Origin of the sequence: Streptomyces sp. NPDC005435 (assembly GCF_040703155.1) — a bacterium.
Lineage (GTDB): Bacteria > Actinomycetota > Actinomycetes > Streptomycetales > Streptomycetaceae > Streptomyces.
Genome location: NZ_JBEXEQ010000026.1, coordinates 1 through 13,445 on the forward strand (window position 1 = coordinate 1; position 13,445 = coordinate 13,445).

General features: G+C 72.2%; 12 protein-coding genes. 4 read left to right on the forward strand and 8 right to left on the reverse strand.

From position 1 onward, the window contains the following. The 3 genes from AB0898_RS27605 to mgrA form a co-directional block, all read right to left on the reverse strand. Nucleotides 1-1,290, reverse strand: a 1,290-nt coding sequence (locus AB0898_RS27605; protein WP_366805709.1) for a cation:proton antiporter, incomplete at its 3' end; no start/stop codon positions are given. A gap of 5 nt (nucleotides 1,291-1,295) precedes the next feature. Further along, a complete protein-coding gene (locus AB0898_RS27610; RefSeq protein WP_366805710.1) occupies nucleotides 1,296-1,781 on the reverse strand; it encodes a TrkA C-terminal domain-containing protein in 486 nt (161 codons plus the stop codon). Between the two features lie 195 nt (nucleotides 1,782-1,976). Continuing rightward, entirely contained in the window at nucleotides 1,977-3,023 is a 1,047-nt protein-coding gene (gene mgrA / locus AB0898_RS27615; protein ID WP_366805712.1) for an L-glyceraldehyde 3-phosphate reductase, read from the reverse strand. Between the two features lie 298 nt (nucleotides 3,024-3,321). Between mgrA and AB0898_RS27620 the strand changes: the two genes are divergently transcribed. Then, the gene (locus AB0898_RS27620) at nucleotides 3,322-4,866 is read left to right on the forward strand and encodes an MFS transporter (protein WP_366805713.1); all 1,545 of its coding nucleotides are present in this window, start codon (nucleotides 3,322-3,324) and stop codon (nucleotides 4,864-4,866) included. A 165-nt stretch (nucleotides 4,867-5,031) separates the two neighbouring features. Here the strand turns inward: AB0898_RS27620 and AB0898_RS27625 are convergent, their stop codons facing one another. Further along, the gene (locus AB0898_RS27625) at nucleotides 5,032-5,439 is read right to left on the reverse strand and encodes a hypothetical protein (RefSeq protein WP_366805714.1); all 408 of its coding nucleotides are present in this window, start codon (nucleotides 5,437-5,439) and stop codon (nucleotides 5,032-5,034) included. Between the two features lie 176 nt (nucleotides 5,440-5,615). Between AB0898_RS27625 and AB0898_RS27630 the strand changes: the two genes are divergently transcribed. From AB0898_RS27630 to AB0898_RS27640, 3 genes are all read left to right on the forward strand, one after another. Beyond that, the gene (locus AB0898_RS27630) at nucleotides 5,616-9,260 is read left to right on the forward strand and encodes a hypothetical protein (RefSeq protein WP_366805715.1); all 3,645 of its coding nucleotides are present in this window, start codon (nucleotides 5,616-5,618) and stop codon (nucleotides 9,258-9,260) included. An 84-nt stretch (nucleotides 9,261-9,344) separates the two neighbouring features. Further along, on the forward strand, nucleotides 9,345-9,770 hold the full coding sequence (locus tag AB0898_RS27635; protein ID WP_366805716.1) for a helix-turn-helix transcriptional regulator: 426 nt from the start codon (nucleotides 9,345-9,347) through the stop codon (nucleotides 9,768-9,770). Further along, the gene (locus AB0898_RS27640) at nucleotides 9,767-9,931 is read left to right on the forward strand and encodes a hypothetical protein (protein ID WP_366805717.1); all 165 of its coding nucleotides are present in this window, start codon (nucleotides 9,767-9,769) and stop codon (nucleotides 9,929-9,931) included. Before AB0898_RS27635 ends, AB0898_RS27640 begins: the two co-directional genes overlap by 4 nt. Nucleotides 9,932-10,037: 106 nt before the next feature. Here AB0898_RS27640 and AB0898_RS27645 read toward each other — a convergent pair whose 3' ends face one another. The 4 genes from AB0898_RS27645 to AB0898_RS27660 all read right to left on the reverse strand — a co-directional run bounded on the left by AB0898_RS27645 (nucleotide 10,038) and on the right by AB0898_RS27660 (nucleotide 13,424). Beyond that, nucleotides 10,038-10,313, reverse strand: a complete 276-nt coding sequence (locus AB0898_RS27645; RefSeq protein WP_366805786.1) for an IS3 family transposase — start codon at nucleotides 10,311-10,313, stop codon at nucleotides 10,038-10,040. Nucleotides 10,314-10,330: 17 nt separating this feature from the next. Further along, entirely contained in the window at nucleotides 10,331-10,597 is a 267-nt protein-coding gene (locus AB0898_RS27650; protein WP_366805718.1) for a helix-turn-helix domain-containing protein, read from the reverse strand. A gap of 131 nt (nucleotides 10,598-10,728) precedes the next feature. After that, the gene (locus AB0898_RS27655) at nucleotides 10,729-11,433 is read right to left on the reverse strand and encodes a hypothetical protein (protein ID WP_366805719.1); all 705 of its coding nucleotides are present in this window, start codon (nucleotides 11,431-11,433) and stop codon (nucleotides 10,729-10,731) included. Next, entirely contained in the window at nucleotides 11,430-13,424 is a 1,995-nt protein-coding gene (locus AB0898_RS27660) for a hypothetical protein (protein ID WP_366805720.1), read from the reverse strand. Before AB0898_RS27660 ends, AB0898_RS27655 begins: the two co-directional genes overlap by 4 nt. Between the last annotated feature and the right edge of the window lie 21 nt (nucleotides 13,425-13,445).

The following is a 13,445-nucleotide window of genomic DNA, read 5'->3' on the forward strand; positions in this document are numbered from 1 at the left end:
GTGGGAGGGAGCTGTCGAAGGAGGGACAGGCGAATGGGACGAAGTCGTAACAAGGTAGCCGTACCGGAAGGTGCCCGGGTCGCCCGCGGGCTCCGCGGCCGGGGCCTCCACCGGTGCCGGGCGCGTGCGCCGTAGCCGGCCGGTCAGCCGCATCGCGACCGTGTCCGTGTAGCGGGCGGTGAGCGGGCCGACGACGACCAGGATCAGCACGTACGCCGTGGCCAGCGGGCCGAGCCGGGAGTCGATCCCGGAGGTGACGGCGAGTCCGGCGATGACGATGGAGAACTCGCCCCGCGCCACCAGCGTGCCGCCCGCCCGCCACCGGCCGCGTTCGGACACCCCCGCTCTCCGCGCCGCCCAGTACCCCGTGGCGATCTTGGTGAGGGCGGTGACGACGGCCAGCGCGAGCGCGGGCAGCAGCACCGGCGGGATGCTGGCCGGGTCGGTGTGCAGGCCGAAGAACACGAAGAACACGGCCGCGAACAGGTCCCGCAGCGGCGCCAGCAGATTGTGCGCGCCCTCGGCGACCTCGCCGGACAGTGCGATGCCCACCAGGAAGGCGCCCACCGCCGCCGACACCTGGAGCTTCTGCGCCACACCCGCCACCAGCAGGGTCAGGCCCAGCACGACGAGGAGCAGCTTCTCGGGGTCGTCGCTGGAGACGAACCGCGAGATGACCCTGCCGTAGCGCACCGCCACCAGCAGGACGAGACCGGCGACGCCGAGGGCGACCGCGAGCGTGACACTGCCCGCCGCGAGCCCGGTCCCGGCCAGCAGCGCGGTGATCACCGGCAGATAGACCGCCATCGACAGGTCCTCCAGCACCAGGATGCTGAGGATGACCGGTGTCTCACGGTTGCCGAGACGGCCCAGGTCGCCGAGGACCTTGGCGATGACGCCGGAGGAGGAGATCCAGGTGATGCCCGCGAGGACCACGGCGGCGATGGGTCCCCAGCCGAGGATGAGCGCCATCGCGGCGCCGGGCAGCGCGTTGAGCGCGGCGTCCACGAGCCCCGCCGGGTACTGCGTCCTCAGGTTGGAGACGAGATCGCCCGCCGTGTACTCGAGCCCCAGCATGAGCAGCAGCAGAATCACGCCGATCTCGGCGCCGATCGCCACGAACTCCTCGCTCGCGCCGAGCGGCAGCAGCCCGCCCTCCCCGAAGGCGAGCCCCGCCAGCAGGTAGAGGGGGATGGGCGAGAAGCGCAGGCGGGCGGCGAGCCGGCCGAGCAGTCCGAGGGCCAGGATGATGGCGCCGAACTCGATCAGGAAGACCGCGGAGGAGTGCATCGCGATCACTCCCTGCCGAGGATGGCGGCGGCCGCGTCGACGCCCTCGCGGGTGCCGATCACGATGAGCGTGTCCCCGCCGGCCAGCCGGAAGCCGGGGCCGGGGGAGGGGATGGCGTCCGCGCGGCGCAGCACCGCCACGATCGACACGCCGGTCTCGGTGCGCATCCGCGTGTCGCCGAGCAGCCGTCCGTTCCAGTGCGAGACCGAGGACAGCGAGATCCGCTCCGCCACGAGGCCCAGCTCGGTCGTGGACAGCAGGGTCGGGCTGTGGTGTGTCGGCTTCAGCGCCCCGGCGAGCGCGTCCGCCTCCCCGCCGGTGAGCTGGACCGAGAGCGCGCAGGCGTCGGGGTCGTCCTCGCGGTAGGCGCTGAGCGTGCGTGACCCGTCCCGGTGGGCCACCACCGAGAGGCGGCGTTGTTCCTTGGTGGTGAGGTCGTACCGGACGCCGATTCCCGGCAGTGGTGTCCTACTCGTGCGTGCGGCGCCCATGGCGACCCCCCTGACTGACTTGACTGTTTCTTGAAGTGGCCATTACCGGCACCTTACCTTGACGGTGCATGGCCACCCGAAGAAACGGGCTGGTCAGGGGGCATATGTACTTATTTGTCCCCCTGCTTCGGAGGTCGGCCGACCGCCGAGACAGGGGGAGGGTAAAACGCCCGGGGCGCGGGGAGCCAGAGGGGCTCAGCCGCCCATGGTGCCCAGCCGGGCGTCCCGCCACAGGTCGACGCCGCCGTCCGTGGCGTACTTGTCGATCTCGGCCAGCTCCTCGGCGGTGAACTCCAGGTTCTCCAGCGCCGCCACGTTCTGCTCCAGCTGCTCCACCCGCGAGGCGCCGATGACGAGCGAGGTCACCCGCTCGTCCCGCAGTGCCCAGGCCAGCGCCATCTGGGCCAGGGTCTGCCCGCGCCGGGCCGCGATGTCGTTCAGGGCGCGCAGCCGGCCCCGCATCTCCTCGGTCAGCCAGGCCGGGTCGAAGGACTTGCCCTGCGCGGCCCGCGAGTCCTGCGGCACGCCGTCCAGGTAGCGGCCGGTGAGCAGGCCCTGCGCCAGCGCCGTGAAGCCGATGACGCCGAAGCCCTCCTCCTCGGCCGCCTCCAGCAGCCCGTCCGTCTCGATCCAGCGGTTGAGCATGCTGTACGAGGGCTGGTGGATCAGCATCGGCGTGCCCAGCTCGCGCAGGATGGCCGCGGCCTGCCGGGTGCGCTCGGCGTCGTAGGAGGAGATGCCCACATAGAGCGCCTTGCCCTGGCGGACGGCCGTGTCGAGCGCCCCCATGGTCTCCTCCAGCGGGGTGCTGGCGTCCAGCCGGTGGGAGTAGAAGATGTCCACATAGTCCAGGCCCATACGCTTCAGCGACTGGTCCAGGGAGGCCAGCACGTACTTCCGCGAGCCGCCGCCCTGACCGTAGGGGCCGGGCCACATGTCCCAGCCCGCCTTGGTGGAGATCACCATCTCGTCGCGGTACGGCGCGAGGTCCTGCTTCATCAGCCGGCCGAAGTTGATCTCCGCCGAGCCGTAGGGCGGACCGTAGTTGTTCGCCAGGTCGTGGTGGGTGATCCCGAGGTCGAAGGCGCGCAGCGCGATCTCGCGCTGGGACTCGAAGGGGCGGTCGTCGCCGAAGTTGTGCCAGTAGCCCAGGGACAGCAGGGGGAGGTCCAGCCCCGAGCGGCCGGTGCGCCGGTAGCGCATGGTGCCGTCGTAGCGAGCGGGGTCCGCGACGTGGTTCATCGGGTGTTCTCCGGGTGGTGCCGTAGGGGTGCCCCGAGACAAAAAGGGGCTGGTCCACCCTGCGCCTTCAAGATTCGGAAGTCCAACCGCCGTCTGTCATGGAATTGAGCGCCATGGCTTCTTAATCGCCTGTGTGTGGCCAACACCGTAATCGTCGTTCGTGAGTATGCGGTTCCCCCATGTGCCTGTTGCCGGTGTGACGTGTGCGGCGTGGGGCAGCAGGATGAAGCACAGGGCGAAGACCCGGTGCCGCCGGGTGCGCGCACGACGGCAGCACCGGCGGTGAAGGGAGCGGCACGTGAGCGATGCGACGTCCGACGGTGAAGGGCCGCACAGGGCACGGACGAAGGCCTCGCAGGCCGTCGCGGGGCTTCCGCACCAGGTGCGCGAGGAGCTGACCCGCAGACTGCGCCGCAACCGGGGGGCCTTCAACAAGGAGGACGTCCAGGTCGTCGAGTCACCGCTGCTGAAGCGGGCCGTCGGCGCCTCCGCGCTCGGCAACTGCATGGAGTGGTTCGACTTCGGCGTCTACAGCTACCTCGCCGCCACCATCGGCAAGGTCTTCTTCCCCGGCGCCTCCCCGGGCGCCCAGGTCATCTCCTCGTTCGCGACCTTCGCGGCCGCGTTCGTCGTACGGCCCCTCGGCGGCCTCTTCTTCGGCCCGCTCGGCGACCGGGTCGGGCGGCAGAAGGTGCTGGCCACCACCATGATCATGATGGCGCTCGGCACCTTCGCCATCGGCGTCATCCCCGGTTACGCTTCGATCGGCATCGCCGCGCCGATCCTGCTGCTGGTGGCCCGTATGGTGCAGGGCTTCTCCACCGGAGGCGAGTACGGCGGGGCGACCACGTTCGTCGCCGAGTACTCACCGGACCGCAGGCGCGGCTTCCTCTCCAGCTGGCTCGACTTCGGCACCTTCGTCGGCTACGCCCTCGGCTCGGCCCTGGTCACGGGGCTGAACCTGTGGCTGACCGACGCCCAGATGCTCTCCTGGGGCTGGCGCATCCCGTTCCTGGTCGCCGGGCCGCTCGGGGTCATCGGCCTCTACATGCGGCTCAAGCTGGAGGAGTCCCCGGCCTTCCAGCAGCAGCTGGACGAACACGAGAAGAGCCTGGCGCAGGAGTCGGCGGGCAGCGAGTTCAAGGACATCATCCAGCGGCACTGGCGCGGCCTGCTGGTCTGCATGGGCCTGGTCCTGCTCTACAACGTCACGAACTACATGGTCACCGGCTATCTGCCGACCTACCAGACCGAGACGCTGAAACGTTCCAGCAGTTCCGCCGACGTGCTCGTGCTCATCGGCATGGTGTGGATCGTCATCCTGATCACCTTCCTCGGCCGCCTCAGCGACCGGGTGGGCCGACGCCCGCTGTACGGCTGGGCAGCGGCCGCGATGATCGTGCTCGCCATCCCGGCGTTCCTGCTGATCAAGGCCCACGGGACATGGCTGCCGATCCTCGGGGTGCTGATCCTGGCCACCCTGCTGGCCTGCTTCGCCGCCCCCAGCGCGGCCACCCTGCCCGCCCTGTTCCCCACCGCCGTCCGTTACGCGGCCATGGGCATCGGCTTCAACTTCGCCGTCGCGGCCTTCGGCGGCACGACCCCGCTGGTGACCGCCGCGCTGGTCGACATCACGGGCGACGATCTGATGCCCGCGTACTACCTGATGCTCGCGGGCCTCATCGGGCTGGTGACCGTCAAGTTCCTCCCCGAGACGGCGCAGGTGCCGCTGAACGGCTCCCGGCCGATGGTGGGGTCCAGGGAGGAGCGGCGCGAGCTGATCACGACGTCCAAGGAGCTGTACGCGCTGGCGCAGGAGCGGGCGGGGACGGGGCGGGGGTGACGCGCCCGGGATGGCGCGATCGGGGTGACGCGGCCGGCGTGACGCGGCCGGGGCGGGGCCGAGGATCACGGCGGGTTTCCCGCCCCGGCGGTAGCGGTGCGTGGTCGCGGTCTGTGGCCGTTGGTCCGTCGTCGCGGTCGCGGTCGCGGGTTTCGGAGGCGGGTATCAGGCTCCCGAGGGGGTGGCGGATTTGAGCCGCCACCCCTGCCCGCCGCAGTCGTGCCGCAGGGGCGGGAAACGGTGGCCCTTCACGTCGGTGCTGTACTCGTGCGCCCGGGCGCAGTCGCACTCGTAGATCCCGGAGTCCGGGACGACGTCTCCCGGGTGGTACAGCTGGGCAGCGCTCTCGTGACTCATGATTTCTGTGTACAGCGAGCCCTGGGGCGGCGCGAGCGGAGCGGTGTGCCGTAGGGCCGGACCCAGGCCCGCCAGCAGTTGCCCGAGCACGCGTGCCGCGTCCCGCCGGCGGTCCGGCCGGGCGGACCACACGGCGGGCAGCACCACTCCGGCGAAGGCGCCGAGGAACGTCAAGGACAGTGACAGCGCGGGCAGTTCGGCGGAAAGCCGGGACATGGGCTGGTCTCCTTCTTGATGCGCGGGTACACGGCGTGCCCCAATGACCCTGACGACACAGGGACGTTCGGCGTGGGAACGCGGAAGTACGCGAAACCGTGCGGGCATTGACACCGGCCGGAGCCGCACAGGGCTGCCGTCCGCGTTGAAGCGGGCCGAAGAGCGGGGGGTGTGCGGTGGGGGAGACGTCCGGCGCGGTGGCGGACTTCTGCGGACTGCTCCGGCGGCTGGTCCGTGGCTGCGGAGTCCCGCAGAGCGACCTGGCGCGGGCGCTGCACCGCAGCGAGCCGGCGGTCTCCGCCCTCCTCAACGCCCGCCGCGCCACACCGCCCACCTGGGACGACGTGCTCGGCGTCGTGGAGTACTGCCGCACGCGCGGCGGCCCGCGCCCGCCCGCCGGGCTGACCTTCGACCGGGGCTGGTGGCGGCTGCGGCTGGACGAGGCCGAGGTGAACGCGGCCGCCGTCCCCGCACAGCGCGCCGGGAGGCGGCGCACCGGGAGACAGCCGCCCGTCGCGCCGCCACCGCCCGCCGAGGTCGCCCCCGACTTCGCCGGAGCGGTCGAGATCCTGGGCGGCGGACGCCCGGCCTTCCATGGTCTGGCCGAACGGCTGCTGGAGCCGCTGCGGCTGACCGGTGGCACGGGGACCGACCTCCGCCCGGTCCTGGAAGGATTCGCGGAACGGGTCCGGGCGAGCCACGGCACCGCCCGCACCGCCCTGCTCTGCGCGGCCGACCTGGCCGTCCTCGTGACCGCGTTCTGCGAGGCCGTCGCCCAGTCCGGCATCGTCCACGACCCCGAACCGCCCCTGACGCGCGACGGCGACCCCACCACCGAGATCGTGGCCGAGCTGGAGCACGTCACGCTGGGCTCCATGAGGGCCGGCACCCCGGCCGGACGCCGACACGAGATCGAGACGGCCTACTCGTACGCGGCCGACCTCGTCCACGGCGCCGGAGCCCATGAAGTCGACCCCGCCGACCTGGCCCGGAACGCCTGGCGCCGCTACGAGACCCTGCTCGACCACGTCCTCTGGGACTGCCCCGAGCTGCGCCTCACCTCCCACCCCGAGGACCCGCCCGAGGCCGTCGAACCGCCGGCCTCCACCGGCCCGCACCTCCCCACCGCGCTCACCGGTCTCGCGGACCTGCTGGAACAGTTCGCCGCGGGCGCCAAGGCCCCCGACCGCCACCGCCACCAACTGCGCGCACCCCTCGCGGCGGGCGAAGCGGCCGGGCCGCGCATCCCCACCCTCGAAGCGGGGTACGTCGACCCCGCCTTCCGCGTCGCCGGGCACACCGCCTCCCCGGGACTCTCCCGCGACGACTGGTGGCTCCGCATGCCGTCGCGGGACGACCTCGCGGAGTTCCTGGCGGCGTACCTGCTGACCCACGACGCCACCAGCGGCCCCCTGGTCGTCCTCGGCCACCCCGGCAGCGGCAAGTCCCTGCTCACGAAGCTGATCGCGGCCCGCCTGCCCGCCTCGGAGTTCTTCTGCCTTCGCGTCGAACTCCGCCATCTCCCCGCCGACTTGGACGTCCGGGACCAGATCGAGGAAGCCCTGTGGCGCTCGACCGGCCGCCGCACACCGTGGTCCGAGATCACCGCCCCCGACTCCGGCGTCGTCCGCGTCGTCCTCCTGGACGGCTTCGACGAACTCCTCCAGGCCGCCGCCGGCGAGGCCGACCGGCAACGCCACTACGACTACCTGCACAGCGTCGCGGGGTTCCAGCAACGGGAGACGGACCAGGGCCGCCCCACGGCGGCGATCGTCACCAGCCGCACCGTCGTGGCCGACCAGGCGCGAACTCCCCTCGCGAGCACGGTGATCCGGCTCGAACCGTTCGACGACGAGCGCGTGGCGCACTGGCTGCGGACCTGGAACGCCACCAACCGCAGGTACTTCCTCGACACCGGCCTGCGGCCGTTCACGCCCGAAGTGCTGCGCCCCCACCGTGAACTCGCGGCCCAGCCCCTCCTGCTGATGATGCTCGCCCTCTACGACGCCTCGGACAACGCCCTTTCGGGCCGCGAGGGCACCGGCATCGACCGACTCGGCCTGTACGAACGGCTGTTGGCGGAGTTCGTACGCCGCCAGATCACCAAGTACGACGGGGAGCGGCCGGCCTGGACGGAGGCCGTCGAGCGCGAGCTGCGACGCCTGTCCGTCATCGCGACCGGCATGTTCAACCGCCGCAAGCAGAGCATCACCGCACAGGAGGCCGAGGACGACCTCGCGGTCCTGCTCGGCGCCGACGCCCCCGAGCCCACCCCGCTGCTGTTCGGCCGCTTCTTCTTCATCCACGAGTCCCAGGCGGTGGTGACGCACACGGAACTGCGGTCCTACGAATTCCTGCACGCCACCTTCGGGGAGTACCTCCTCACCCGCCTGATCACCGGCGAACTGCGCTGCCTGCTGACCGACGGCAAGGACGCCGACGACGGCCGTCTCCACGCGCTGCTCTCCCACGTACCGCTCAGCGACCGTGCGGAGGCCCTGACCGACATGGGGGAGCTGTTCTCCCGGCTGCCGCCTCAACACCGGTCCGAACTGATGGAGTTACTGGGCGTCCTGTTCCGGCGGACCATGGACGACGACTCCCGCCGTACCCCCGTCCCCTACCGTCCCGCCCCGGCCCACCGCACCCGGCAGGACGCGGTCTACACCGCCAACCTGCTGCTCCTGGCCGCCCGTGCCGAGAGCCCCCTGCGGGTCTCCCGGATCGTCGGAGAGGACGCCACCCCCGACCGCTGGCGCCGGCAGACCCAGCTGTGGCGCTCACAGTTCGGCGAGGCGTCCTGGACCGCCTTCAGCATCTCGCTCCGGGTCCAGCGCGCCGACGGCGACCCTCCCGACCTGACCGTCCTGCCCGGTGCGCCACCCGCCGCACCGGACCCGGCGGGGGTGCTCGGTCTGACCGTCCCCGGACGTTCCATGGGTGCGGCGCGTCTTGTCGAGCAACAGCCGCTCTCCGTACGCCTGCACGCCCTCGCGGCCTTCACCTGGGACGCCGACCTCCAGCGCCTGCTCCAGGCAGTGGCGCCGCTGCTCGACCGGTCGCCGGACGCCTTCACCACGTACCGCTTCGACGGTGACGGCGGCACGGCCGCGGCCCGGGATCTGATCGCTCTGCTCTGCCGCCCGGACCCCTCGGCACCGCACGCGCTCCACCCGGACATCCTCGTCGGCCTCCGGGCGCTGCGCGGCGACGACCGGGCCTTCGCCATCGACCTGGTGGCCCGTCATCTCCGGGACACGGAAGACCAGTTGACGCCGGACACCGCCATCGCGATGCTGGACGCCCTGACCTCGCCCCAGCACACCGGCTCCGGCGGGGTCGCCGCACGGACCTGGCCGGTGCTGGCCGACTGTCTGGCCCGGCTGGCCGTCCGCCGGGACCTCTCCCACGCCGAACTGCGCCACATCACCAGCAGGTTCCGCCGTGAGGCACCCGCGCTCGACAACGGCGGAACAGCCGAACTCAGGCTGGAGAGCCTGCTGAAGGAAGCCTCGACCACCCACCTGTGGCGAGGAGCCCAGCGCGCGGACGCCGAGACGACTCTCGCCACCGCCCTCACCCTCCACGGTCACGTACCGGAGGACCGTCGCTCGCCCACGCTCGTGATCGGCGTACTCCGCCTCGCCCGTGACCTCGGTGCCGACGACTGGCTGGCCGTACACGCCGAACGCCTGTTGCTGACCCTGGACCGCGACGGCCTGTGGAATCTGAGGCCCACGGACGTCGACTGGATGCGCCCCGTCGTACGGGACCGGGGGCTGCGCTCGGCGCTGGACCGGGTCGAGGCGGCCTGGCGCTGACCGGAGCGTCAACCCCCGTACCACTCGACCGGGGTGCGGGGCAGAACGACTTCGGGGGCGGGTCGTTGGGTCTTAGGCAGATGGATGTTGTGTCTCCGATGGGATGTGCCGGTGGTGTCGAGTTCGCTGCGGGAGCTGATCAGGAGTAGGTTGGATCGGTTTGGCTGGTCTTATGGCGATGTGGCACGGCGCGGAGGCATCTCACGCTCCACGGTGCATCACCTGGCCACGGCGCCCCGGCTCGCCCGGATGCCGCAGGAGGCGACGCTGGAGGGCCTGGCCCGGGGCCTCGGCGTCCCGGTGGAGCCGCTGCGGCGCGCGGCGGCCGAGGCGGCGGGCGTCAGCCTCTACTACGAGTCGGTGCCCGAACAGGCCGACCCCGAGGTGGAGATCCTCATCGCGAGCGTGTGCCGGCTCAGCGCGGCGGACCGCCGGCACGTGGCGGTCCTGGTGGAATCGCTCCTGACGGCGGGAGCGGAAGAGCCGGAAGAGCCGGAAGAGACGGAGTGAACGGGGCGGCGGACGGCCCGGTCTGCGGTCCGGCGGTGCGCGGTCCGGTGATCCAGCCGATGACCGTCTGGACGGTGGCGGCGTCCAGTTCGGCGATGTCGAAGACCGCCTGGATGTCGGTCGCGCCGAGCGGGGCGCGCAGGGTGTCGAGCGCGCTGTAGAGACGGATGCGATGGGCCTGCGGTCCCGCGGTGTCCGACGCGGGGTGGACGGGGAGGTACGGACGCGCCGTACCGAGCGGGGCTGCTGCTGTGTTCATACTTCCCGTCAGGGGTTGGGGGCGGCGGTGCGGCCGGTCTTGCCGTGGATGCGGGCCTGCCGCATGAGGTGTTCGACCGTGCCGTGGCTGACCGTGACGCCGTAGCGGTCGTGGAGCACCTGGTGGATGCGGCGGTAGCCGTAGGACGCGCCCGACTCGTGATGGATCGTCAGAATGAGCTGGGTGAGCCACGCGTGGCGCAGGGCGCGGGCCGACGGCGGCCGCTTCCGGTAGGCGTAGTAGCCGGACTCGGAGACACCGAGGAGCGCGACGAGTCTGCTGATCGGGTGTCCGTGCGCGGCTACTTGAGAAACGACCGCGTAGCGCCTTTTGGGGGCATCGCGTCTTTCAGGGCCTCGATCGTTCTGCGGTGCATGAGGATCTCCCGCTCCAGCTCCGCGATACGGCCGCGGGTCTGCGCGGCCTCGGGCCGGGGGACGCGGGTCCGGCGCCAGCGGTAGACGGTCTGCGGCGAGATCCGCAGGCGTTGTGCGATCTCCCTGGCCGGACGTCCTTGCGAGAGGAGTTCCATGGCGAGATCACGCAGCTCGGGGTGGTGTGGACTCACTGAGCCACCTCTCCGGTGTCGGGGTTCATGCCGGGAAAGACGGGGGTCCGGCACCGCGTGCGCGGCCGCCGGACCCCGCGAGGGCCTTTCGGCGGGGCCCGGCCGGCGGACGGCGGCCGGGCCCCACCGGGTCAGCGGATGTGGCGGTGCATGGTCACGGTGGGCGCGAAGTTGGTGCGCGGGTCACGGGCGTCGCCCCGCGGAGCGCGCGCCGTCTCGCGGTCGAGGATGACCTTCACCTGCTGCGCGAGCGCGTCGGCCCGCTCCTTGATCCGGGCGATGGGCAGCCGCGAGGTTCGCAGCGCCTCCACCTGCCGTTCGATACCGGCGAGTTCGGACCGCGACGCCTTGCTGAGATGGAACTCGCGCGGAGTCGCCACCACGAACTGGTAGGCCGCCGACAGGGTTTCGCAGCCCGCGCAGTGCTCGTTCAGCGCCCGGCTGAGGTTGGTGGCGTTGATGAGCCGGGCGTTGCTGCCCGCCGTCGTCACGATCTGGAAGGACAGCGCGACCGAACGGCACGGGGCGTCGGCCGAGCAGCCCGCCGAGACGGCGGTGGCCCGGTTGTTGGCGGTGACGGCCACCGTGGGGCCATACTCGTGGATGCGGAAGCTCTCGTCGAAGTCGTACATGTGGGTCCTGTCGGCACGGGAGTTGGCGAGGTCCACCGCGACCGCCGCCCGGCCGGCCGCGCCGCCCGGGGCGGTGGGCGCGGTCGGGAGGGTGACGGCGGTGGCGGGAACGGTGGCGGTCGCGGCCAGCGCGGCGGTGGCCGCCACGCCGATCCCGGCCACCCGGCTCATGAGAAGGCCGGTGCGTGGCTTGCGGTGTTTCATGACTGGTTCCTCTGGTGGGGGCGGTGTCCGTCCGGGGGCTCGGTGGGGCTCGCGGGAGCGGACGTGGGCGGGACGGTGGTCACAGGGGGCGACGCCGACGCGGAGTCCGTGGGGTCCGGCTCGTCCGGCGAGGACGGCGAGGGCCGGTCCGGGGGCGCGGAAGTGGGCCGGGGCGACGCGGACTCCGGCGGCTTCTCCGGTGTCGCGGAGGCGGTGACCGGCGGCGGGGCGGGCCGGGCGGTACGGCGCGGGGCGGCCGGCGTCGGGCGGGGCGTCGGGCGCAGGACGGAAGCGGTGGCCGCCGGCCGCGACGCCGAGGGCGAAGGGGAGCCGGAGGCCTCGGGCGTGGGCTGCGGGGGCCGGGTCGTGGGCGCAGCCGGCTGCAGAACGGGCGTGACCGGGGCCGCCGCCGGCAGCGGGCGGGGAGTGATCCCCTGCCACCAGGCGAACGTCAGCCCCAGAACGCCCGCGCACACGGCGGCCGCCAGGACCAGCCGGTGCGCGGGCTTCTCCCGGGTCGCCCGGAGCGCGGCCCGCGCCAGACGGATGCCGATCCGGCAGGCCAGATAGATGCCGCCGGCCAGCGGGCACAGCAGCATCAGCGTGCCGATGACCCCCACGACCCCGGCGCCCGGACGGCCGTCGGCGAAGGCGGCGTACGTGCCGTCGCACTGGTGGGCGAGGCTGCGCACCGCGGTGGTCAGCAGCCGGGGCAGGTTCCACAGGACGTACGCCGTCTCGGCGGCCAGAACCGGGATCACCGCCAGGACCCAGGCGGTGACCGTGATCCGCGCGGGGCGGTTGAGATCGTGCGCCCCGGTGCCCGTACGCCGGCGCCGGCCCGGCACCATGTCGAGGAGAACCGGCTTGATCCTGCCGAACAGGTCGGGCACGCCCGCGAGGTCACCCAGGATGTAGTAGCCGTCCAGCCGGACGACCGGCATCAGCTGTTCGAGGACCTCGAAGTGGGTGAGGTAGACGGCGGCGAGGAACACGGGCTGCCCGGTCAGGGCGTAAGCGGCCGCCAGCGCCAGCATGAAGACGGCGTTGAAGTACACCCCGCCCAGCCCGGTGCGCAGCCGGCCTGCCCGGCCCGCGCGGTACACGTCGGTCACGTCCGTGTACATGGACGGCCAGATCAGGAAGATGCCGCAGCCGATCTTTCCTGGTGCCGCACCGCTGTAGCGGCAGGCCGAGGCATGCCCGAACTCGTGGAAGAGCAGGGAGGCCACGGTGAGCAGGAACAGCGTGATCATCCACACCGGCTGTTCCAGCACCCGCAGCACCGGGGTGATCGCGCCGTGCACGGCGAACAGCCACACGTCGACGGCGGCCACCCCGGCCAGCACCAGCGCCACCATCGGCGGCCAGTGCAGCCAGGTCAACGCGGAGGCGATCCGGGCCACTTGCTCCTCGCGGAAGATCACCCGGTGGCCGCGCAGCGCCAGCATCAGATCGGAGCGCGGAAGCCTGCTCTCCCGCTCCTCGCCGTGGGCGGGCAGGGTGACCCCGAGCGGGGTGAGCCGCCGCTCCACCAGATAGAGGACGTTCTGCGCGGTGACCTCGGCGCCGTAGCGGCCGCTGACCCGGTGGGAGACGGCCTCGGCGGTGCGGACGCCGTCGACCGACCCGGCGACGAGGTACAGCAGCCGGGACAGCATCAGCATCTGGCCGTCCGCCCGCCGCACCATGTACCTGCGGTCGGTGAACCCCGATCCCCGGTATTCACCGAGCAGTTCGAGGCCCGGGCTGGGGCGGGGGACATGGAGAGCGGCGGTGTCGGTCTCGGTCTCGGTGTCGCTGTCGGGGCCGGGCGCGGGGTCCGTCATGGGTGCCGGCACGTCCGGGTCCGGCCGCTCCGCCGCGAGCTCCTGGCCGTGGTCCCGCTCGTCGTCCTGGTGCTCGCTCCGGTCCTGGTCCCGGTCCGGGCCGGGACGGGGCGCGGGTACCCGCACCCTGTCCATGAGCGGGTCGTCTCCGGACGGCGTCATGGTCATCTCCACTGCGGGGGA

Excerpts from the sequence above, each read along its gene's own strand:
- AB0898_RS27610 (WP_366805710.1), bottom strand. The coding sequence starts at position 1,781 with ATGGGCGCCGCACGCACGAGTAGGACACCACTGCCGGGAATCGGCGTC.
- mgrA (WP_366805712.1), bottom strand. The coding sequence starts at position 3,023 with ATGAACCACGTCGCGGACCCCGCTCGCTACGACGGCACCATGCGCTAC.
- AB0898_RS27625 (WP_366805714.1), bottom strand. The coding sequence starts at position 5,439 with ATGTCCCGGCTTTCCGCCGAACTGCCCGCGCTGTCACTGTCCTTGACG.
- AB0898_RS27635 (WP_366805716.1), top strand. The coding sequence starts at position 9,345 with ATGTTGTGTCTCCGATGGGATGTGCCGGTGGTGTCGAGTTCGCTGCGG.
- AB0898_RS27655 (WP_366805719.1), bottom strand. The coding sequence starts at position 11,433 with ATGAAACACCGCAAGCCACGCACCGGCCTTCTCATGAGCCGGGTGGCC.
- AB0898_RS27660 (WP_366805720.1), bottom strand. The coding sequence starts at position 13,424 with ATGACGCCGTCCGGAGACGACCCGCTCATGGACAGGGTGCGGGTACCC.